This is a genomic window from Paraburkholderia sp. SOS3 (assembly GCF_001922345.1).
Taxonomy (GTDB): domain Bacteria; phylum Pseudomonadota; class Gammaproteobacteria; order Burkholderiales; family Burkholderiaceae; genus Paraburkholderia.
This window is the reverse complement of record NZ_CP018812.1, coordinates 1,709,683-1,730,850: the sequence shown is the minus strand read 5'-3', so window position 1 is coordinate 1,730,850 and position 21,168 is coordinate 1,709,683. Positions and strand designations below refer to the sequence as shown.

Sequence of the window (21,168 nt, the reverse complement as noted above, 5' to 3'; positions counted from 1 at the left end):
GCTCACCTGCTGACCGGACACTAGGCACTGGTAATTGGTGGAGGATGACGGGATCGAACCGACGACCCCCTGCTTGCAAAGCAGGTGCTCTCCCAGCTGAGCTAATCCCCCGCACGACAACTTTCAAGGGATCTGCTCTCCACCTTCCGCCCCCTTCGGGGGTGGGGCTTCCGTAAGCGCCAAAGCGCCAACGGCAGCCGACATGGTGGGTCTGGCTGGATTCGAACCAGCGACCCCCGCCTTATCAAGACGGTGCTCTAACCGACTGAGCTACAGACCCCTTCAGCCTGTCCTTCAATGCACAGCCGACAAGTGTGAGTGCTCAACTTTGAGCGCTTAAGCTCTGGAAAGGAGGTGATCCAGCCGCACCTTCCGATACGGCTACCTTGTTACGACTTCACCCCAGTCATGAATCCTACCGTGGTGACCGTCCTCCTTGCGGTTAGACTAGCCACTTCTGGTAAAACCCACTCCCATGGTGTGACGGGCGGTGTGTACAAGACCCGGGAACGTATTCACCGCGGCATGCTGATCCGCGATTACTAGCGATTCCAGCTTCACGCAGTCGAGTTGCAGACTGCGATCCGGACTACGATCGGTTTTCTGGGATTGGCTCCACCTCGCGGCTTGGCAACCCTCTGTTCCGACCATTGTATGACGTGTGAAGCCCTACCCATAAGGGCCATGAGGACTTGACGTCATCCCCACCTTCCTCCGGTTTGTCACCGGCAGTCTCCCTGGAGTGCTCTTGCGTAGCAACCAGGGACAAGGGTTGCGCTCGTTGCGGGACTTAACCCAACATCTCACGACACGAGCTGACGACAGCCATGCAGCACCTGTGTGACGGCTCCCTTTCGGGCACCCTCAACTCTCATCGAGGTTCCGTCCATGTCAAGGGTAGGTAAGGTTTTTCGCGTTGCATCGAATTAATCCACATCATCCACCGCTTGTGCGGGTCCCCGTCAATTCCTTTGAGTTTTAATCTTGCGACCGTACTCCCCAGGCGGTCAACTTCACGCGTTAGCTACGTTACCAAGCCAATGAAGGCCCGACAACCAGTTGACATCGTTTAGGGCGTGGACTACCAGGGTATCTAATCCTGTTTGCTCCCCACGCTTTCGTGCATGAGCGTCAGTATTGGCCCAGGGGGCTGCCTTCGCCATCGGTGTTCCTCCACATCTCTACGCATTTCACTGCTACACGTGGAATTCCACCCCCCTCTGCCATACTCCAGCAATGCAGTCACCAATGCAGTTCCCAGGTTAAGCCCGGGGATTTCACATCGGTCTTACATCACCGCCTGCGCACGCTTTACGCCCAGTAATTCCGATTAACGCTCGCACCCTACGTATTACCGCGGCTGCTGGCACGTAGTTAGCCGGTGCTTATTCTTCCGGTACCGTCATCCTCCATCCATATTAGGGACGAAGTTTTCTTTCCGGACAAAAGTGCTTTACAACCCGAAGGCCTTCTTCACACACGCGGCATTGCTGGATCAGGGTTGCCCCCATTGTCCAAAATTCCCCACTGCTGCCTCCCGTAGGAGTCTGGGCCGTGTCTCAGTCCCAGTGTGGCTGGTCGTCCTCTCAGACCAGCTACGGATCGTCGCCTTGGTGGGCCTTTACCCCACCAACTAGCTAATCCGCCATCGGCCGCTCCTTGAGCGCGAGGCCTTGCGGTCCCCCGCTTTCATCCTCAGATCGTATGCGGTATTAATCCGGCTTTCGCCGGGCTATCCCCCACTCCAGGACACGTTCCGATGTATTACTCACCCGTTCGCCACTCGCCGCCAGGGTTGCCCCCGCGCTGCCGTCCGACTTGCATGTGTAAGGCATGCCGCCAGCGTTCAATCTGAGCCAGGATCAAACTCTTCAGTTCAATGCCTGTTACTGTTTTCGGTTCATGTTTTTCGCAGTTTCCTGCGATGAACCGGTCGCTCACTCAACGTACTGACAGTTCGGCCTCCATCTCTGAAGACCCTTCAATACTGTGTGAGACACTTGATACTTTCGCTATCCGATAACCCCGAGAGGTCATCGCGCGCCGCCATCAAGCACCCACACTTATCGGCTGTGAATTGTTAAAGATCGATTCACGAATCGGGCTTTCCTTCCGGCGCATTCCACTGAACCGCCACCGCCTTCTTCGTGTCTGCCGCTCGCTGCAGCAGAGAAGCGAGATTATGCAGACTCCCACTCACATCGTCAACAGGTTTTTAACTTCACCTAACCCGCCCGACGCCGCGAAAGCCCCGCCATTGCTGGCGATCCCGCTCACTTCCTCTTTCCGCGCTTTCTTCAACTGCGCCTCAAAAAGACGCTGTCCAAAGCGCGAAAGACCGGAATTCTAGACACATGCATGACACGACGCAAGCGGTATTTTGCAAAGCATGAGGGCCTGTGAAGAAGCGCTTCACAGGCCCTCATGCAACCGCTCGATCATCAAGAAAAACGCAGGCGCTAAATACAACAGGCGCTAAGCGCGAACGCTTCAATCAAGCCACCGCCTGTCGCTCCATCACGCGCTCGACCACGCCAAGAAAGTGGTCGACATCGGGTGTCACTGTATTTGCCACCTTCGCGAGATCGTCCCAGCGACGCAAACGCAGTGCGTCTTCAGCATGAGGCTTGCTCAGGAACGCGTTGGCTTCGTCGCTGCTGAAAATGCCGCCTTGCAGATTCAAACTACGCACCGAATCCGGCGACAGCCTGCCGAAGTACGTATCGTCGATCGCGCACAAACAGCGCTTGGCATCGACATGCAGGCGAATCGGCTCGAGCACCGCATCGGGCAATACGGGTCGCAGAAACGGCAGCGCAAAGAACTGATGCAGATCGTCGACGCCGCGTGCAGTCGGCGTCGGACCACGACGATTCAGCAAATGCCCGATGTCGTGCAGAAACGCCGCGGCCACCAGCTCGTCGCCTGCTTCTTCCTTTTCCGCAAGCGCGCCGCACTGCAACGCATGCTCGAGCTGGGTTACCTGCTCGCCGCCATAATTGAGACTCCCGTGTTGCTCGAACAGCTCACGGATGTCGCCAAGACTCAAAGCCACGATGTCACTCCCACGGTAACGAAAACGTCTTGAGATTGGTGAAGCTCTTCATCGCCTCCTGCACGCCTTCCTTATAGCCGAGCCCCGAATCTTTAATGCCGCCGAATGGCGTGAGCTCGACGCGATAGCCGGGCACTTCCCACACATTCACGGTGCCGACCCGCAATTCGTTGATGAAACGCAGAATCGCGTCCTGCCGGTTCGTACACACGCCGCACGACAAACCATAGGGTGTGCCGTTGCTGATTCGAAGCGCGTCGTCGAGCGTATCGAATGCGACGATCGGCGAAACCGGCCCAAAGGTTTCTTCGCGTATCAGCGTCATCGACGGATCGACGCAATCGACGACCGTCGGCGCATACAACGCGCCATCGCGTCGATGGCCTGTCAGAAGCCGCGCGCCTTGCGCGAGCGCTTCATTGACGCGCGCTTCGAACAGCCGCGCCGCGGCTTCGTCGATGACCGTGCCCATCTGGTTAGCCGGATCGAATGGATCGCCATACGACCATGCGCGCGTCTTTTCGACGACAAGCTCGGTAAAACGCGCAGCCACGCTACGCTGCACAAGCATTCGTTTGACCGCCGTGCACCGCTGCCCCGAGTTCTTGTACGAGCCTTGCACGGCCAGCTCGGCCGCACGCTCGAGATCGGCATCTTCGAGCACGATCAGCGGATCGTTACCGCCGAGTTCCAGCACGACGCGCCGGTAACCGGCCCGCGTCGCGATATGCTTGCCGATCGCCACACCACCGGTAAACGTCACGAGTTCCGCGAGCGGATGCGTGATCAGTTCATCGGCGATTTCGCGCGGATCGCCGGTCAGCACTTGCAGCATCGGCTCGGGCAAGCCGGCCTCGTACAGCAGATCGGCAAGGTAATACGCAGAAAGCGGCACCTTTTCCGATGGCTTCAGCAAAACGCGATTGTTCGTTGCGATCGCCGGCGCGATCTTGTGCGCGACCTGGTTCATCGGATGGTTGAAGGGTGTGATTGCAACGATCACGCCCGCAAGCGGCTCGCGCTGCGTGAACACGCGACGACGCTTGCCATGCGGCGTCAGATCGCACGAAAAACTCTGGCCGTCGTCGCGCAGCGCTTCGATCGATGCGAACTTGAATACATCGGCGACGCGGCCGATCTCATAACGCGAGTCCTGCTTCGACAGGCCCGATTCGAGCGAGATCAGATCCGATGCAGCCTCCGCGCGTTCGCGCAGCAAGGCCGCGGCGCGCTCGAGTATTTGCGAGCGCTCATAGCGCGTGAGCTTTGCCGGGTACGCAAACGCGTACTCGAACGCCGCACGGACATCGTCGACGGACGCAAGCGGGACGCTGCCGACGCGCAGCCCGCGATACGGATCGACTACGTCGAGCGTGCGCTCGCGCCGCGCGCGTGCGCCGGCGAGCCGCAACGCTTCCTCGCGAAAAGCCGCGTGATCGTTCGAATGAGCACCCGAACGAGCACTCGAACGATCGGCCGCACGATCAGACTGACGTTCCGCGAGCGCAGCGTTCATGAGATCACCAGATGGTTGAGCGCGACATCGAACACGTCGAAGTTGCGCAGGCGCCTGTCGGCAGGCCAATGCGCGACGCGCCGGTTGAAGATGAGCGGCACCTGCTGCTCGGACAAGCCGCCATGCGAGCGCAGCGGCACGGTCAGGCCGGACAGGTCGTGTTCGGCTTGCCGCGTGCCGAGCACGACGTCGCGCTTGCTGATCACGACGATGTCGCCGACGCGATCGTTCGGCAATTCAAAGCGTTCGCAAGCCGTGCGGTTGTCGAGCACGACTTCGACGCCGGGCAGCGCGGCAAGCCTTTCGATCACCACACCGATTTCGTTCGCAGCGCCAAACGACGCCGGCAGATAGACCGTCGCAAACGACCCGAGCGCGCCATGGTGCACCACATACGGGTCGGTAATCGGCAGAATTACGCGCGCCGCGCGTGCGCCGAACCAGTCATCGAGCGTGTCCTGCAGATAGATCACATTGGGCTCGCCGGTCACCGGATCGTGCTTTGCATTCATGCCGTGGTCGGCGGTCAGCGCGATCGTCCAGCCGAGCTCATGCAACTGCGCGAGATAACGGTCCATCATCGCGTAGAACGCATTGGCCTCGGGCGCGCCCGGCGCGCTCTTGTGCTGCACGTAATCGGTGGTCGACAGATACATGAGGTCGAGCTTGCGCGTTCGCGCAAGCCGCACGCCCGCGGCAAACACAAACTCCGATAGTGCCGCGCTATACACGTCCGGCACCGGCAAACCGACCAGATCGCTCACGCGTTCGATGCCGTTTTCCTCGAGCGTTGCCGCATCCGCGTTTTCCGCGGAAAAGCAGATGCCCTTCATCTGCCAGCCGAGCAGCCGGCGCAGCTTGTCCTTCGCCGTGACGACCGCGACCGCCGCGCCCGCCTGCGACGCCGCGGCCAGCAACGTGCCCGCGCGCAGATACGCTGGGTCGTTCATCATCACTTCGCCGCCCTTGCCGCCGTTCGCATCGGGGTCCCAGAAGTAATTGCCGCAGATGCCGTGCACCGCGGGCGGCACGCCGCAGACGATCGACAGGTTATTCGGGTTGGTGAACGACGGAATCACGCAATCGCCCTTGAACGCCGCGCCGCCGGCGAGCAGCCGCGCAAGATAAGGCGCCGTGCCGGCCGCGGCCGCCGCTTCGAGATAGTCGTATTCGCAGCCGTCGATGCACACGACCACGGTTGGCGTGCCGGGCAGCCGGTAGGTTCGCCCGTTGACGTCGATATTCGGCGAAGCGTGGGCCGCTTCAGGAGATTGACCAGTCATTGCATGCTTCCCATTGGTACCGGCACGGTTTCCACATTTTCGGTCATTTCGACAAATTTTGCCACAACCACAAGCGTCGAATTTCCTAGAAAGAGGCACCACGCAAAATTTCGGAGATTGACTGCGCGGACGGGTATCAGCCCGCGCGCCGTTTAGGCACGCGCGCCGCAATGAGCAGCAGCGCGACGAGCGAGACCAGCAGCAGAATCAGCGCGAGCGCCGAAGCCGGCAGGTAATAACCGCGTTCGACCTGTCCGACCACGACGATCGGCACGGTCGCAAAGCCCGGCGGATACACGGTCAGTGTCGCGCCGAGTTCGCCGAGCGACAGTGCGAAGCCGAGCGCGAGACTCGCGCGAATCGCCGGCACAAGCTGCGGCAGCACAACCGTACGCAACACCATCGACGGCGGCGCGCCGAGGCTCGCCGCCGCTTCGCGCAGCACCGTCAGTTCGGGACGCAGCGCCGCGGCCGCGCAGCGATAGCAGAACGGCAGCACGAGCGCGAGCTGGACGAATACGACGATCGCGGCCGAACTCGACAGATCCACCGGCCGCTTGTGATACGCGATCAGCACCGCGAGCCCGAGCACGACGCTCGGCACGCCGTTGGGCATCATCGCGATCGTATCGACGAGCGCGCCGAGTCCGCGCCGGTCGCGCCCCTCGAGCGCAAGCGCGAGCCACAACCCGAGTGCGGTGCCGAGCAGCGCCACCCCGAAGCCGACTTCGAGACTCGTTGTGACCGCATCGAAATCGCTCGAGCCGAGGCGCTCGAACCAGCGCATGCTGAAACCATCGGGCAGGATTGTGCCCGACCAATGCGCAGCGACGCTCGACAACGCGACGACGATCACCGGTAAAACGAACAGCCAGACACACAGCAACGCGGCGAATGCGAGGAACAAGCCGCTTGCGATACGTGCCACAGGACCGCGCCGCACAGGACGCGCGCGATGGCGGATCGCGGGCAGCACGACCTTGTCTTGCGGCGTCGCCATCAGCGTCGACCTCCCGCGGTGCGCCGGTTCACCTGACGGTACAGCGCATAGAGCGACAGCGACATCGCGAGCATCACGACCGCCCCCGCGGCAGCGGTCGGCAGATCAAGATCGACCGTGGCCGAGCTATAGATCGCAACCGGCAGCGTGATCAGATGCGCGCTGCCGAGCACGAGCAGAATGCCGAACTCGTTGAGCGTCAGCAGGAAGCAGAGAATCGTGCCGGCCGCGATGCCGGGCCATGCGAGCGGCACGATCACGCGCCACGCGACCATCCAGCCATTCGCGCCGAGACTGCGTGCCGCTTCGATCAAGCGCATATCGAGCAGCGCGAACGACGCGAGCGTCGGCCTGACGACGAACGGCGCATAGAACACGACTTCCGCCAGCACCACGCCGCCGATACCGAACAGGAAATCGAGCGGCGGCGCCTGCAAATCGAAAAGCCGCTGCAGCCCGATACTGACCGAGCCTTGCGAGCCGTACAGAAAGATCAGCGTGAACGCGACCAGAAACGACGGGAACGCGACGAACAGTTCGAGAAACCGCGTCACGAGCCGTGCGCCGGGAAACGGCCTGAAAAACAGCAGCGCCGCCAACGCGACGCCGAGCAGCGACGCGAGCCCTGCGCTGAGCAACAGAATCCACAGCGTGGTGCCGATCACGCCGCTCGTCTCCGGATTGCCGAAAAACTTCGCGTACGCCTGCAAGCTGACGCCATGCGCGCCCGACAGGCTCAGCAGCACGAGCCGCACGAGCGGATAGACGACGAGCGGCCCGAGCACGAAGACGGCCAGAAACAGCAGATGCCACTGCGACGCACGCATCCGGCGGCGCCTCTGCGCAGCGTGCAACGCGACGCTCGCCGCGCGGCGCGCGTCGGCATCGCCGGCGTTGGCCGCCGCGCCGAGCGCGTCAGGGCTTGATAAGGACGACATCGTCCGCCTCGTAATGCAAGGACACGCGCGCGCCCTTTTCGGGCGTCATGCCGCTTACGCGCTGCATCGTGACGAGCACCGGCTCGTTCGGCATCGCATCGAGCACGACCGACACCGACAGCACCGCGCCATACCATTCGACCGACGCGATCGCGCCATGCAGTTGCCCTTGCCCGAGCGGCACGATGCGCAGCGACTCCGGCCGCAGACACGCGACGCGCTCGCGCTCCGCATGGCGTGCATCGCCGAGCGGGAAGACCACCTGCGCGGGCAGCAGATTCGCCGCGCCGAGATAACGCGCGACGAACGCGTCGTCCGGCGTGTCGTACAACTGTTGCGGCGTGCCGAGCTGGGCGATGCGGCCTTCGCGCATCAACAGCGTGCGATCGGACAGCACGAGCGCGTCGTCCTGATCGTGCGTCACGCAGACGATCGTCAGATTCGGCAGCCGTTCGTGCAGCGCCTTCAGTTCGGAGCGCACCGAAGCGCGCAGATTGGCGTCGAGCGCGGACAGCGGCTCGTCGAGCAGCAGCACGTCCGGTTCGATCACCAGCGCGCGCGCCAGTGCGACGCGCTGCTGCATGCCGCCCGACAGTTGCGCGGGCATCACATGCCCCGAATCGCCGAGCTGCACGAGCTTGAGCGCGTCGGCGACACGCCGCGCGATTTCTTTCGACGTCACGCGCCGCGCGCGCAGCCCGAACGCGACGTTATCGAAAACCGACAGATGCGGAAACAGCGCATAGCTCTGGAACAGCAGCCCGAGATTGCGCTTGTGCGGGGGCACATGCGTGAGGTCGTGACCGGCCACCGTCAACGTGCCGGACAGCCCGTCCGCCTCGATGAACCCTGCGATGAAACGCAGCAGCGTGGTCTTGCCGCAGCCGCTGCGGCCAAGCACGGTGAGCAGCTCGCCGCGCTCGATCGTGAGCGACAGATCGTCGAGCACCGTGCGCGCGCCGAAACGCACGGTCAGGTGCTCGATCCGCACGCCGCCCGAAGTGTCGGCGTACGCGATACCCGGTGATTCGGGTGCGGCGTCGAGTGCGCCGGCATGAGCAAGGCTCGCGGTATTCACCGGGTTCGTCTCCCGCTTTTCAGTGATGGGCGATCGCCGCCAGGCGAAATGAAGCGAAGTGCAAGGCAAGCTGCTTATTTCGGCTTCACGACTTCGAGCTGCTTGCCCGAATTGCCGATCACATCGTTCTTCCAGCGCGCGGTCCAGTCGGCCTTCTTCGCCATCACCTGGTTCCAGTCGACCGGAATCAGCTTCACGCCGGAGATGGCCTGCTTGACCGCTGCGCCGTTCTTGCCGGAGAGCGCCACGTCGCTACGCGCCGGGATGCCGAAGATGTCCGGCACCCTCGCCTGCACTTCGCTCGACATCAGGTAGTCGATCAGCTTCTTGCCGCCGGCCGTGTTCGGGCCGTTCTTGATCAGGCCGATCGCATACGGCAGCTGGAAGGTGGTCGGCTGGCCGCCGTTGTCGGCCGCGAGGAAGATCGGCTTTAACGTCAGGCCGCCGTTCGCCGCATCGTCGAGGTCCATCTGCAGGTCGCCGTTCGCGACCGAGATTTCATTACGCGACAGCAGCACGTCGAGATAGCCCGTGCCCTTCGTGTGGAACTTCGCGCTCTGCTCGAGCTTCTTCAGGTAATCGAATGCCTTGTCTTCGCCCATCAGCGAAGTGGTCAGGATGATCACCGCCATGCCGTCGCCGGCCGTGGCCGGATTCGAATACGCGACCTTGCCGCTGTAGTCCGGATGCAGCAGATCCGCGAAGGTCTTCGGCTGGTTCTTGACGACTTCCGGATTGATCGCGAACGAGAAGTAGTTGTTGACGAAGGTCGCCCACGCGCCATCCGACGCCTTCGCGATGGCCGGCACGTTCTTGTAGTTCACGCTCTGGTAGTTCTGCAGCAGGCCCGTTTGCGCCGCCTGCTGGATAAACGGCGGCAGCGTGACGAGCACGTCGGCCTTCGGCGAGTCTTTTTCGACGGTCGCGCGGTTCACCACTTCGCCGCTGCCTGCCGTCACGATGTTGACCTTGATGCCTTCCTTCTTTTCGAACGCCGGCAGCACGTCCTTGTACAGATTTTCGAGGCCGTCGGCGGTGTACAGCACCACCGCGTCGGCCGCATGGGCGGACAGGCTCGCGCCGAACGCCGCGGCGGCGACGAGCGCCGGCAGCAGCGTGCGGGCGACGCCGGCGATTGCGCGAGGTTGATTCGTCGATCTCATGTCGTTTTCTCCAAAGGGCGAAATACCCGCGGCCGAACCCGGCGCATCGGGTTGCCCGAATCTGTTCTGTTTGTGCGGCGCGCGACCGCGCAAAGGTACGAAAGCAGCCGCGCCGCATGGGTAGGGTCCGCCTGGCTCCACACAGATTGCCAACTCACCTTGCTGAACTATTGCTGACGTCTATTGGCAATCCCGCTTGACCGCAGCCTGGCGGGGCGGCTCCTGATCCGACGAATCCGCCGCCTGCCGTGTTTCGACAGGCAGGGGAAGAATCACAGGTTTCCGTGACAATCCCGTGACGAACCTTAAAAATGCCACAACTTGACACATATTGCCAATTAAAGCCAACATGCTCATGCTGCCGCGATGTGCCGTATCGGCGAGATCATCGCTCGACAAAAAGGAACGCTCTGTGATTCTCGGAAACGATCCGGTCCTGCTGACGCCAGGACCGCTGACCACATCGCCCACGACACGCGAAGCGATGCTGCGCGACTGGGGCTCGTGGGACGCGGCCTTCAACCGGATCACGCAAAGCGTCTGCAGCGACCTCGTCGATATCGCGCATGGCACTGCCGACTACGTCTGCGTGCCGCTGCAAGGCAGCGGAACCTTCGCCGTCGAAGCCGCGCTCGGCACGCTGGTGCCGCGCGACGGCTGCGTGCTCGTGCCGAACAACGGCGCGTATTGCGCACGTATCGTGAAGATCCTGCAGCGGCTTTCGATCGCCTGCGTCGAGTTGCCGTTGCGCGAAGACGAGCCGGTCACCGCGGCGGCGCTCGAACACGCGCTTACGCTCGAGCCGCGCATCACGCACGTCGCGCTGGTGCATCTCGAAACGAGCGCGGGTCTGCTCAATCCGCTCGATGACATCGCCGCGCTCTGCAAGCGGCGCGGAAAGAGCCTGATCGTCGACGCAATGAGTTCGTTCGGTGCGCTACCGATCGATCTGCGCACAGGCGGCATCGACGCGCTCGTATCCGCGAGCGGCAAGTGTCTCGAAGGCGTGCCCGGCATGGGCTTTGCGATTGTCAGGCGCAGCGTGCTCGAAGCCAGCGAAGGCCGCTCGCCGTCGCTGGCGCTCGACCTGTACGACCAGTACGCCTATATGAAGAAGACGACGCAGTGGCGCTTCACGCCGCCCACGCACGTCGTCGCCGCGCTACGCCGCGCGCTCGATACGTTTATCGCGGAAGGCGGACAGCGTGCGCGCGGCGCGCGCTATGCGCGCAATTGCACGACGCTGATCGACGGCATGCAGGTGCTGGGCTTCCGTCCTTTCCTGCGCGCCGAGGCACAAGCACCGGTGATCGTCACGTTTCACGCGCCGCGCGACGCGCAGTGGAATTTCGCCGCGTTTTACGCGGCCGTGCGCGAGGCGGGGTATGTGCTGTATCCGGGGAAGCTCACGCAGATGGACACGTTTCGCGTCGGTTGCATCGGCGCCGTCGACGTCAACGAAATGCACAACGCCGTGGCGGCGATCGGCCGGACGCTCGAGCAGTTAGGGATACGCGTTCAGTAGCGCGGAGCGTTCGATATGCTGCGGCGGATAGGCGGCGGATAAGCAGCGGCAGGCAGCAGGCAAACGGCATGTACGCGGCGAGCGCGACACGAGTGCGCGCCCGCTGCCGCGCTCAAGCGACAAGAATCTCAGGCCCGCGCGCGGTAATCGCCTTCGCGAGCGCGCGCTCCGGCGCAACTTCGGTCACGACATAGCGCGCGCGCTCGAGGCCGCGAATGCGCACCGGCGTCACGCGCCCGAACTTCGAATTGTCGGCGACGACCACCACGATATTGCCGGCCTCGATCATCTTCGCGCGCACTTCGGCCGCCATGCGCGAGTAGTCCGCCAGATGCGCATCGGGCGTAATGCCGCCCGCGCCGACGATCGCGAAATCGGCGTGATACTGCGACAGTTGGTGGATCGTATCGAGCCCGAACGCCGCGTCTTCGATATCGGACAGCTCGCCGCCGAGCAGCGTCACGCGATTCTCATTGCGACGTCCGAGGACGAGGGCGATGCGCCAGTCGTTCGTATAGACCGATAGCCGATGACGGATCATCAACGCGCGCGCGACCGCGTTCGTCGTGCTGCCCGAATCGATGACGAGCGATGCGCCGTCCGGCACGAGCTGCGCCGTTCGCTCGCCGATCGCCCGCTTGGCCGCCGCGTTGGCCGCTTCGCGCACATCGAGATCGGGCTCGCGCCGCTCGCTCGATAACGCGCCGCCGTGCGTCGTCACGATGAGGCCGCGTTCGGCAAGCGTATTGAGGTCGCGGCGGATCGTCTCGCGCGATACGTTCAGCTCGCGCACGAGTTCCGCCACCGACAATGCGCCGTTCTTCGAAACCTGCGACAGGATGTATTGATAGCGTTGTTCGGCGAGCATCTCTCTCTTGGGCAGCCGTTCGTAACCGGCTCGTGTCAGTTCAGGAGGCCGGCATATTGTATTACGTGAGACCCGCGCACGCGCCAGGGCCGCGCATGGCAAAGCGTGGCGCGCGGTGCGACGTCCGGCACGCATGCTGCCGCGCCGCGAACATCGAACGACCCTTCGGCGCTAGTGTGCCCGAACGCGCATCCCTGCTAAGCTTGCCCCCTTATGCGGCGCACTGCCCCGTGCGCCCTGCCGACCGTTTAGCCGATGCCGTCTTTCTTTCGCCGCCTGCTCCTGCTGTTCCACGCATTGCGCTTCGGCGCACGCCTTATCTGGCTCGCCGCGCCTGCGGACCATAAGGTGCACTGGATCGTCACGCTGCTCGAGCGCGTGCATGCGTCCGAGCGCGGCCGCGCGGGTATGCGCGGCCTGCTTCCGCTGCTCGGGCCGCTCGCCGGCGGCTTTGTGCAAACACTCGCGACGCGCCCCGAGCTCGCCGCCGGCACGCTGCACGACGCGCTCGATTCGGTCCACCATCTACTCGAGCCGCTGCCGCCCGACGCCGCGGGCAACGCGCTGACTGCCGCATTCGGCAGGCCCCTGCCGACGCTGTTCGAATCGATCGATCTGACCGCCGTCGAAAGCGGCTTTGCGCACCAGATCCATCTCGCGCGGCTCGCCATGCCGATCGATGGCCATCGCGACGTCGAGATCAAGTTGCTGCGCGTCGGTCAGCGCACGCAGATCGCCGACGAAACGGCGCTGCTGCGCTGGGTCGCGCGCTGGCTCGAAAAGCTGTCGCGCGCGGCGCGCAAGCTGCGTGTGCGCGAACTGGCGGACACGTTCACGCAGGACATCATGCGCCGTCTCGACCTGCGCGCGGAAGCGGCAAACCAGAGCCAGACGGCGCACCTGTTCGCCGACGACGCGCGCGTCGTCGTGCCCGCCGTGATCTGGGACCTGTGCGGCGACGCGACGCTTGTCATACAGCGTATCGCGACCGTACGCGTGACCGACTTCGCTGGCCTCGCGGCGCATCGCGTCAGCGTGCCGGCGCTCGCCGCGCGCATCATCGAGGTCGTGACCCACGAGGCGTTCGAGCATGGCTTCTTCCATGCGGCGCTCGACGCGCAGCGCGTGCGCGTAAGCGTCGACGATGAGACGCACGGCAAGCTCGTGCTCGGCGACTTTTCAGTCATGTCGAATCTGTCGAGCGACGAGCGCTCGTTCTTCGTGCACGGTGCGACTGCGCTGTTCGGCCAGCATTACGGACGCCTCGCCGATCTGCATCGCAACGCCGGGCACGTGCCGCCCGATGCGCGCACCGAGCAGCTCGAGGCCGAACTGCGCATGCGCGCCGAAGCCCATTTTGCGGATGCGCCGCATGAGCGGACGGCGGCCCCGCTGTTTCATCATCTGCTGCATGCGGTCGCGCCATTCGAAGGCTGCGTGCCGCCGCGCCTCGTCGCCGCGCAACGCGCCTTCGAGCAGGCCGAGCAACTCGCGAATGCGCTTCATCCGGGCGTCGACAGCTGGAATATCGCGCGCCGCGTACTCGCCGATCTCGCACGGCGCGATTTCGATCATCGCGGCTGGGCAAAGCATCTCGCGCAGGAACTGCCGCATCTTGCGCATCTGGTGCCGCGCGTGCCGCAGCTTGCGATTCGTTATCTTCAGCAGCAGCACAGTATCGCGACCACGCGACAGCAGGCACAACTGGTCGGCGAAGTCACGCGCGAATATCGGCGCACGCGCACGCTGCTGTGGGCGTGCACCGTTTGCGGCGCAGTGCTGGGCGCGCTGGCGATACTGCTGATGTACTGAATGCCCGGGTCTCGAAGCGGCCGCTGCGGCACCACGGCAGCGCGGCAGCAGTGCAGCTTCGAACAAGACACTCGACAGCCGCTTCGCGATACTGCACGCATCTCATCCTGTTGCCGTCGTTGTCATGTTCGCTTCAATCAGTGCGGTCGTATTCGTCGTCCTGTGGTCGACTGGTTTCGTCGTCGCGCGCGCGATCGCGCCGTTCGCCGACCCGAATCTGTTCCTGCTCGCGCGCTTCTCGGGCACCGCCCTGCTGTTTGCATGCGCGGCATGGATCGGCCGCGCCGCCTGGCCGACCGGCCGCGCGCTCGGCAAACACCTGGTTGCGGGGGCGCTGCTGCAAGGCGTTTATCTAGGCGCCGGCTACTGGGCCATCGCGCAAGGCATGTCGGCCGGCGTCATGGCGCTGCTCGGCGCGCTGCAACCGCTTCTGACCGCAGCCGTCGCTGCGCCGCTCTTCGGCGAACGTCTGTCGCGGCGCGGCTGGAGCGGCATGGCGCTCGGCCTCGCCGGGGTCGCGCTCGTGCTCGAACCGAAGCTGAGCGCAGCCGGCTTGCCCGCGACGCACGGAAACGCGCCCGCGTGGCTCGTCGTCACGGTCTCGATTCTCGCCGTCGTGGCGATTACCGCGGGCACGCTGTTTCAGAAGACTTCGCTCGCAAGCGCCGATCTGCGCAGTTCGAGCGCCGTGCAGAATGTCGGCGCGGCGCTCGTTGCCGCGCTGTTTGCGCTCGCGCTCGGCGAGCATCGCTGGATACCGTCGCCGACCCTATGGGTGTCGCTTGCGTGGGGCATCGTGATGCTGTCCGGCGTCAGCCTGACCATGCTTGTCTGGCTCGTCAGACGCGGCGACGCGTCGCGCGCGACTGCGCTGCTGTTTCTCGTGCCGCCGCTTGCCGCGCTCGAAGGCTATGTCGGCTTTGGCGAGACGCTGACGCCGATCCAGATCGCCGGATTCGTCGTGGCACTCGTCGGGGTGTTGCTCGCGAGGTCGAGGTCGTGAGCCGATGCCGGCGGCCGGCGTCGAGCTCGCTGATGTGCCGCACGGCCTGCGAAGTCGCGCGAGGTCGTGGAAGGTTGCGCGACCGTGACATGCTGATCGCGCATTGCTGCGCGCAACCGCGATCAAACCCGAGACACGCTTTATTCAATCGGCCGTATCGGCTTGACCCGGCATCTTCGCACGCAGCGCGCTGCTCGGCGCGGGCGACCATGCCGGCCTCGTCTTGCGCGCCGAATCGACGACGACGATATAGCGCCCCGCCCACGGCGTAACCTGACGGTCGGAATGCAGCACCCACAGCGAGCGGCCCGCATCGACGAGGTCTTCGTACTCGGCATCGAGAATGCCGTAGTGATCGAGGAACCGGTTCAGTGCTGCTGGAATCCGCACGCAGCCCTTCGAATGGCGGATCCCGAGCAGCGGCTCGAGCTTGTCCGGGTCGGTGGCATGCATCTGGAAACGCATCTGCGAAACGCCGCCCTTGCCCCATCCGCGCTCGGCCTGCGCCCAGCCAAGATCGAAGATGCGCAGATCATGCCGGCCGTAGCCACGGATACCGTTCGAGTTCATCGTGCCTTCCGCACGAAAGTCCATATTGTCCGGCGTGTGTTCGAACACGCCGAGCGGCGTGATGAAGTGGTCATACTGTCCGGGCCGGCCGGTCGCGACCGGCGACGCGCCGATCAGTTGCCAATCGTCGGCCGGCACCGCGCGGAAATAGATAAAGAGCGTCTGCACGTTCGGATTACGGTCGACCAGCACCACATATTCGCCAGACAGGCTGCCGAGCGCATGCGCGTCGAGTGCCGCCTCGAGCCGCTCGCCATACGCGCGCTGATCGGCAAGCGGAACTCTGAGCCGGCGCGCGACGTCGTGCGCGAACAGGTCGCGCATCAGCAACGCCTGCCGTGGATCGGCGCCGCCGACCGCATCGCGCGCCGCGACGGCGGACTCGAGCGCGGACCATGCCGCCTGCGTACGCGGCTGCGACGCGATGGCGGCACATGCGCCGCCTGTCAACACGCAGCTCGCCAAGGCGATGGCGGCGAATATGCAGGACGATGCGGCAGAACGCGAACCGCCTCGCAAACCCGCTCTACACTTCGAAAAAACTCGAGCGGCGCGGTATCCGGTCCGATTGGCGGGCGCAATATTACCGACGCATTGGATTCGATAAATCGCATCGCATCCGTCATTACCATATGTGGATTCCGGCGCGCGTTTCGCCAGCCGGCAGAACTTATTGTTCTTCATCGCTGTGTACGCAAACCCGCTTGACCATAATCGCGCGCCGACCCTCACGGCACGCGCGAGACCCGCGCAAGGCAAGCTCCGCGGGAGTGTCGACGACAATGACGGCACGCGTCGAAATCCGCAATGTGAACGCGTCGAATGGACAAACATCAGCCCAAATTTGACCGCGCATCGCGATCGCCTGTTTCGACTGACGCGACGCTGCGACCACGCGGTGCAAATTTCGCGAATGCGTCAGGTGAATTAAAGCTTCGGACGAACGTAGTCGGAGACAAGCTGTCCACATTAAACCAGACTCCTTGCATGTCCGCAGCACGCTCGAATCTGCCCGGATCTGCTTAAACCCGCCTGGATTTGTCTGGACGCCGCTCGAAGCGCAACGTCCGTACCGAGGAGAACGCCGATGCCCCCCCATGACGAAAACGCCGCCGCTTGCCAGAAACGCATCGCCGCAGAGTTGCATGTCACCGCATCGTTCGATGCCGCGCTGGAAATCGAGCGGCGCGTCGATTTTCTCGCGCGCTATCTGCGCGCGAACGGCCTTGCGACTTACGTGCTCGGCATCAGCGGTGGCGTTGATTCGACGACCGCGGGCCGTCTCGCGCAACTGGCCGTCGAGCGGTTGCGCGCGGCGAACTACGACGCGCACTTCGTTGCAATGCGCCTGCCGTATGGCACGCAGCACGACGAAGCCGATGCGCAGCAGGCGCTCGCGTTTATTCGCCCGGACGAGGTGCTGAGCGTCGACGTGAAACCTGCGGCGGATGCGATGCTCGCGTCGCTCGACGCGAGCGGGTTGCGCTTCGCGAACCACGAGCAACAGGACTTCGTGCACGGCAATATCAAGGCGCGCAGCCGGATGATTGCGCAATACGCGGTCGCAAGCGCGCGCCGCGGTGTCGTGATCGGCACCGATCACGCTGCGGAATCGGTGATGGGCTTCTTTACGAAGTTCGGCGATGGCGGCGCGGACGTGCTGCCGCTTGCGGGCCTGTTCAAGCGGCGCGTGCGCGCCGTCGCGCAAGCGCTCGGTGCAACCGGCGTGCTTGCGCACAAGGTGCCGACCGCCGACCTCGAAATGTTGCGCCCGCAACGTCCCGACGAGGACGCGTATGGCATCCGCTACGAAGACATCGACGACTTTCTCGAAGGCAAGCCGGTGAGCGACGCGGTGTATCAAACCGTGATGCGCTTTTACGAGGCGACGCATCACAAGCGTGCATTGCCTTACACGCCGTTCGACTGGGAAACGCCCGCAGCTCGCCCGTGAATGCGGCATGCGCGCAGGCTCTTGTGCGACGTGTACGCGTGTGCGCGCGCGTTTGAAACCGACGTGAGTCCGCTCGCGACTGCGTTGCGGCGCGCGGCTTGCCCTACCTTACATGAGCGCGCTACAGGCTCTTCGGGGGCGGAGCGGGCCTTTCGTCGAATGGCGTTGCGCTCGCCTGCAACACCACGCCGCACAGCATTTTGCCGTGCACCTGCTGCGCAATGACATCGCCGACGTAAGGTACGTCCGCATTCAGTTCGACATTGGCGTAAGCGTTCGACGTGCCCTGTTCGAACACCGTGACGTTCTTCGCGTAGTGGCCGAGCTCATGCTGGAGAAAGTCGCGTACATCCTGCTCGGAACAGGTCTCGGGAATATTCCAGACGATCAGGTTCATACACACCCCACGCAACGAAACCCGCGCAGCGTTCGCGCCGCGGCCGGGTGCAGGTAAGACGCCGTCATCTTGCGGACTCCTCTGACGTGCCGCACACACGCTCGCCGCAGGCTGCTCAGTCGTTTCCGTCGCTCGCGGCTTTCGGCGCCACGTGGTCCGCGCTGACCCACCACGCCATGCGGTCGTGCGGGCCCCGCACGAGCACCGCGGACGGATCGGTCACCCCGTCGTCCGCGATCTCGCAGACGTCGAGGCCTTCCGGCAAACGCTTCACGGTGCCCGCCTCCTCGAACAGCGCGAGCCGTTTCGCGGATAGCGGGTACAGCTGGCTGTACACATCGTAGCTGATCGCGGCAGGCGCGTCGCCGCGAATGTGCAGAGGGTCGCCAGTGCGGCATCCGAGCGGCGCGCCGTCCGATGCGAACGCACCGTTCGACATCAGGAAGCCGGATGCCGCGGCAACCGCGATCAAACTGAGCTTGAGCTTCGTCATGGGTATCTCCTGATCCGGACCTGCGCGTCACGAGCCGTCGTCGTCACCATCGGTCGTCATGCCGACATGACCGTCTTCGCACGGCGTGCGGCGCAGGCGTGCATATTGCGCGGGCCAGTCGCCCGCAATCGCCGCCTGAGCAGCGCTCAGGCTCATCTTTCCGGCACAGACGCAGCGCTTCAATTTCGCAGCCAGCAATTCCTTGCGACGCTCGCCGCGATGCCCGCCCCACGGCAACAGATCGAAGTTGTCGGCCGCGTCGGGCGAGCCGCCCAGCAGGATCGGCACACGCCGGTCCAGCGCGTATTCGGTGCTGTCGTCCGTATCGATGCCCCGTTGCGCAAGCAACCGGTTCTTGTGCGCGAGCATCTCGTCGAGCGGCGGCGAAACGGTATCTGCGTAACCGGGTTTGCAGATCGTGTCTGCCACCGAGTGCTGCGTGACGCGCTCGTCGAGCATCGACGCGTCTTGCGCGCGCACCGCGCCGCCATGCAGCAGCGCCGAGACGCACAGCGCGGCGACGGCGGCGCTACGCGCGCACCGCGAGACGCGCGCAGTGCGGCATGTGCGTGCGGCAGCGCGATGATCGTTCGACTCGATACGATTACTGATGCGGCGCGCGTTGCCACGCCTGTCTGCATTGCCTTCGTTCATTGGTCAGCGCGCCGTCGACCGGCGCGGAAGGGTCAATTCGCAGGCCAATTAAAACACACTCGGCAACCCTACTGCGATTTCACCGACGCAGAAGGCTTTGAATTGGCGCTTTCTTGCAAATGAAAACGATTGCGTCCACAACCTTTCACGATGGCGCGCGACTCGCTACTACGCCGGTTTCTCCGCTCTTTCCAGGCTACGCGCCTGCAGTGCGCGAATGCGGCCGAGCGCGGCTGTATTGCCGATCGCGGACGCGTACATCTGTGCGAGGTCATGCTTGAGCGCGGTACGCGATGCCCCGTCGAGATAAACCATATGACCGGACGGATAAAAGCGCGCGGACAGATTCTCGCGCACCTGCTGGCTCACGAGCGGCATGCGCTGCAAGTCGATGACGGTCTGATAGAAAGGCGTGACGAAATCGTAAAAGCCGTTCGCGGACAGCACCTTCAGATCGACGTTGAGCGCCATGACCGCGGCAAGATCGCCCGCCGTGTAGAGCACCACGTTGCCCTTGTCGTCGACACCTTTCTGCGCGCCGGTCGGGTCGATGTGTTTGAAGTCCCAGTTCTGGAACGCCTGATCGTTGAGATCGGTGAATGCCGAGTTCGATGTGAATTTCAACTGCTCGTTCAGGTATGTGTTCCACATCGTCGTGTAGACGCCGGTGACGGCCGTCATGGTCGGATCGTTGCCGCCCGAGTTCGGATCGATCTGCCCGGCAATGCCGGTTTCGATCGCGGTGACGCGGCCGTCGTATGCGCCGAGCGCGAGCCCTTTCGATTTCAGCAGCGTCGTGAGAAACAGCGAATTGCCGCGGCTGTCGTAGGCTGCGATGTCGAGGCTCCATGCGAGCAACGTCGTCCTGTCGATACCGGTGTACTCGCTGAGCTTTTCGACGGTCGCATCGTCGGTGGTCGGGAACTTGCGCAACGCGGCCAGGTAGTCGGTGCGCGCAAACTGCGCGACCTCTTCCGCGAAGGCGCCGAGGTCAGCCGGTCTCGGCGCGACGCCGAGCTTTTTGTGAAACCACGCGTCCGCCGCCGCAGTGGGCAGCGCGCCGACCGGATTGCCCGCCTGCGTATAGTCCAGAATCGACGACTGCAGCGTCACGCCGTTCAGATCGACACCGTCTTCATGCAGGCGGTACGCAAGCACGCAACTGCGCGCGGTGCCGTACGATTCGCCGAACAGAAACTTCGGCGAGTTCCACCGGTTGTTCTTCGTCAGATAGCGCTTGATGAACTGCTTGATCGAATCCGCGTCCTGATCGACGCCCCAGAAATCGCGATTCTTATGCGGCGCGATCGCGGCCGAATAGCCGGTGCCGACCGGGTTGATAAAGATCAGGTCGCTCGTGTCGATCAGACTATCGGGGTTGTCCTCCATCTGATACGGGGCGGGCGGCGTAAAGCTCGGCATCGACGTTTTGATGCGCCGCGGCGCGAACGAACCAAGCAGCACGAACACCGAGGACGAACCGGGTCCACCGTTATAGAAAAAGGTGAGCGGGCGCGTTTCCTCTTTCTGGCCGTCCTGCGTAAACGCGACGTAGAACATTTTCGCGTTCGGCTGCGAACTGCTCGGGTCGACTGTCACCAGATGACCCGCCGTCGCCGTGTAGTTGATTTTCCTGCCGCCGATCGTGATCGAATGCTTCGTGATTGCGGCGTTTTCGCTCGCGTCATTGACAGAGTCGTCGGGGCCGTTGCCGTATGCGACGGGATCGAAAAAAGGCTGATCGCCGGCACGATGCGGTGTGCTCTCGCCCGCCGTCGCGGACGGTGCACCCGAAGAGTGTGACGACTGCAGACCGCCGGAAGCCGATTCGTTGTTTGCCATGACCGCTCCATAGAATG

General features: G+C 63.6%; 17 protein-coding genes, 2 tRNA genes and 1 rRNA gene. 4 read left to right on the top strand and 16 right to left on the bottom strand.

The features are described from left to right. Positions 1-35 precede the first annotated feature (35 nt). The 10 genes from BTO02_RS27750 to phnS form a co-directional block, all read right to left on the bottom strand. Positions 36-111: transfer RNA gene (locus tag BTO02_RS27750), tRNA-Ala, on the bottom strand. Between the two features lie 92 nt (positions 112-203). Beyond that, a tRNA-Ile gene (locus BTO02_RS27745) sits at positions 204-280 on the bottom strand. A 67-nt stretch (positions 281-347) separates the two neighbouring features. Continuing rightward, positions 348-1,878, bottom strand: a 16S ribosomal RNA gene (locus BTO02_RS27740). A gap of 616 nt (positions 1,879-2,494) precedes the next feature. Continuing rightward, positions 2,495-3,055, bottom strand: a complete 561-nt coding sequence (locus BTO02_RS27735) for a phosphonate degradation HD-domain oxygenase (RefSeq protein ID WP_075160306.1) — start codon at positions 3,053-3,055, stop codon at positions 2,495-2,497. Positions 3,056-3,059: 4 nt separating this feature from the next. After that, the gene (gene phnY / locus BTO02_RS27730; protein ID WP_083615412.1) at positions 3,060-4,571 is read right to left on the bottom strand and encodes a phosphonoacetaldehyde dehydrogenase; all 1,512 of its coding nucleotides are present in this window, start codon (positions 4,569-4,571) and stop codon (positions 3,060-3,062) included. After that, positions 4,568-5,854, bottom strand: coding sequence for a phosphonoacetate hydrolase (phnA, locus tag BTO02_RS27725; protein WP_075160305.1), 1,287 nt, complete (start codon positions 5,852-5,854; stop codon positions 4,568-4,570). The genes phnY and phnA overlap by 4 nt, the downstream gene beginning before the upstream one ends. A 136-nt stretch (positions 5,855-5,990) precedes the next feature. Next, positions 5,991-6,854: a 2-aminoethylphosphonate ABC transport system, membrane component PhnV gene (phnV, locus tag BTO02_RS27720; protein ID WP_075160304.1), complete on the bottom strand. Its 864-nt coding sequence runs from the start codon at positions 6,852-6,854 to the stop codon at positions 5,991-5,993. After that, positions 6,854-7,792: a 2-aminoethylphosphonate ABC transporter permease subunit gene (locus tag BTO02_RS27715; RefSeq protein WP_075160303.1), complete on the bottom strand. Its 939-nt coding sequence runs from the start codon at positions 7,790-7,792 to the stop codon at positions 6,854-6,856. The genes phnV and BTO02_RS27715 overlap by 1 nt, the downstream gene beginning before the upstream one ends. After that, positions 7,770-8,870 (bottom strand): 2-aminoethylphosphonate ABC transport system ATP-binding subunit PhnT, encoded by a 1,101-nt coding sequence (gene phnT, locus BTO02_RS27710; protein WP_075160302.1) that lies wholly within the window; start codon positions 8,868-8,870, stop codon positions 7,770-7,772. Before phnT ends, BTO02_RS27715 begins: the two co-directional genes overlap by 23 nt. 74 nt (positions 8,871-8,944) lie before the next feature. Next, the gene (phnS, locus tag BTO02_RS27705) at positions 8,945-10,033 is read right to left on the bottom strand and encodes a 2-aminoethylphosphonate ABC transporter substrate-binding protein (protein WP_075161448.1); all 1,089 of its coding nucleotides are present in this window, start codon (positions 10,031-10,033) and stop codon (positions 8,945-8,947) included. A gap of 355 nt (positions 10,034-10,388) precedes the next feature. Between phnS and BTO02_RS27700 the strand changes: the two genes are divergently transcribed. Beyond that, the gene (locus tag BTO02_RS27700) at positions 10,389-11,558 is read left to right on the top strand and encodes a 2-aminoethylphosphonate--pyruvate transaminase (RefSeq protein WP_083615532.1); all 1,170 of its coding nucleotides are present in this window, start codon (positions 10,389-10,391) and stop codon (positions 11,556-11,558) included. A gap of 112 nt (positions 11,559-11,670) precedes the next feature. On the opposite strand, the gene BTO02_RS27695 is transcribed toward BTO02_RS27700, so the two are convergent. After that, on the bottom strand, positions 11,671-12,426 hold the full coding sequence (locus tag BTO02_RS27695; protein WP_075160301.1) for a DeoR/GlpR family DNA-binding transcription regulator: 756 nt from the start codon (positions 12,424-12,426) through the stop codon (positions 11,671-11,673). Positions 12,427-12,681: 255 nt separating this feature from the next. On the opposite strand from BTO02_RS27695, the gene BTO02_RS27690 reads away from it, so the two are divergent. Together BTO02_RS27690 and BTO02_RS27685 are read left to right on the top strand one after the other, a co-directional pair. Further along, positions 12,682-14,238, top strand: coding sequence for an ABC1 kinase family protein (locus tag BTO02_RS27690; RefSeq protein WP_075160300.1), 1,557 nt, complete (start codon positions 12,682-12,684; stop codon positions 14,236-14,238). 124 nt (positions 14,239-14,362) lie between these two features. Next, on the top strand, positions 14,363-15,241 hold the full coding sequence (locus BTO02_RS27685) for a DMT family transporter (protein ID WP_075160299.1): 879 nt from the start codon (positions 14,363-14,365) through the stop codon (positions 15,239-15,241). 144 nt (positions 15,242-15,385) lie between these two features. On the opposite strand, the gene BTO02_RS27680 is transcribed toward BTO02_RS27685, so the two are convergent. Continuing rightward, on the bottom strand, positions 15,386-16,294 hold the full coding sequence (locus tag BTO02_RS27680; RefSeq protein WP_332262285.1) for a L,D-transpeptidase: 909 nt from the start codon (positions 16,292-16,294) through the stop codon (positions 15,386-15,388). 604 nt (positions 16,295-16,898) lie between these two features. On the opposite strand from BTO02_RS27680, the gene nadE reads away from it, so the two are divergent. After that, positions 16,899-17,765 carry an ammonia-dependent NAD(+) synthetase gene (gene nadE / locus BTO02_RS27670; RefSeq protein ID WP_075160296.1) on the top strand — a complete coding sequence of 289 codons (867 nt, stop codon included), beginning with the start codon at positions 16,899-16,901 and terminating at the stop codon, positions 17,763-17,765. A gap of 121 nt (positions 17,766-17,886) precedes the next feature. On the opposite strand, the gene BTO02_RS27665 is transcribed toward nadE, so the two are convergent. The 4 genes from BTO02_RS27665 to BTO02_RS27650 all read right to left on the bottom strand — a co-directional run bounded on the left by BTO02_RS27665 (position 17,887) and on the right by BTO02_RS27650 (position 21,151). Further along, a complete protein-coding gene (locus BTO02_RS27665) occupies positions 17,887-18,162 on the bottom strand; it encodes a hypothetical protein (protein WP_075160295.1) in 276 nt (91 codons plus the stop codon). A gap of 115 nt (positions 18,163-18,277) precedes the next feature. After that, entirely contained in the window at positions 18,278-18,655 is a 378-nt protein-coding gene (locus BTO02_RS27660; RefSeq protein WP_075160294.1) for a hypothetical protein, read from the bottom strand. 27 nt (positions 18,656-18,682) lie between these two features. Next, a complete protein-coding gene (locus BTO02_RS27655) occupies positions 18,683-19,309 on the bottom strand; it encodes a hypothetical protein (RefSeq protein WP_075160293.1) in 627 nt (208 codons plus the stop codon). Between the two features lie 168 nt (positions 19,310-19,477). Then, entirely contained in the window at positions 19,478-21,151 is a 1,674-nt protein-coding gene (locus BTO02_RS27650; RefSeq protein WP_075160292.1) for a S10 family peptidase, read from the bottom strand. Positions 21,152-21,168: the final 17 nt, after the last annotated feature.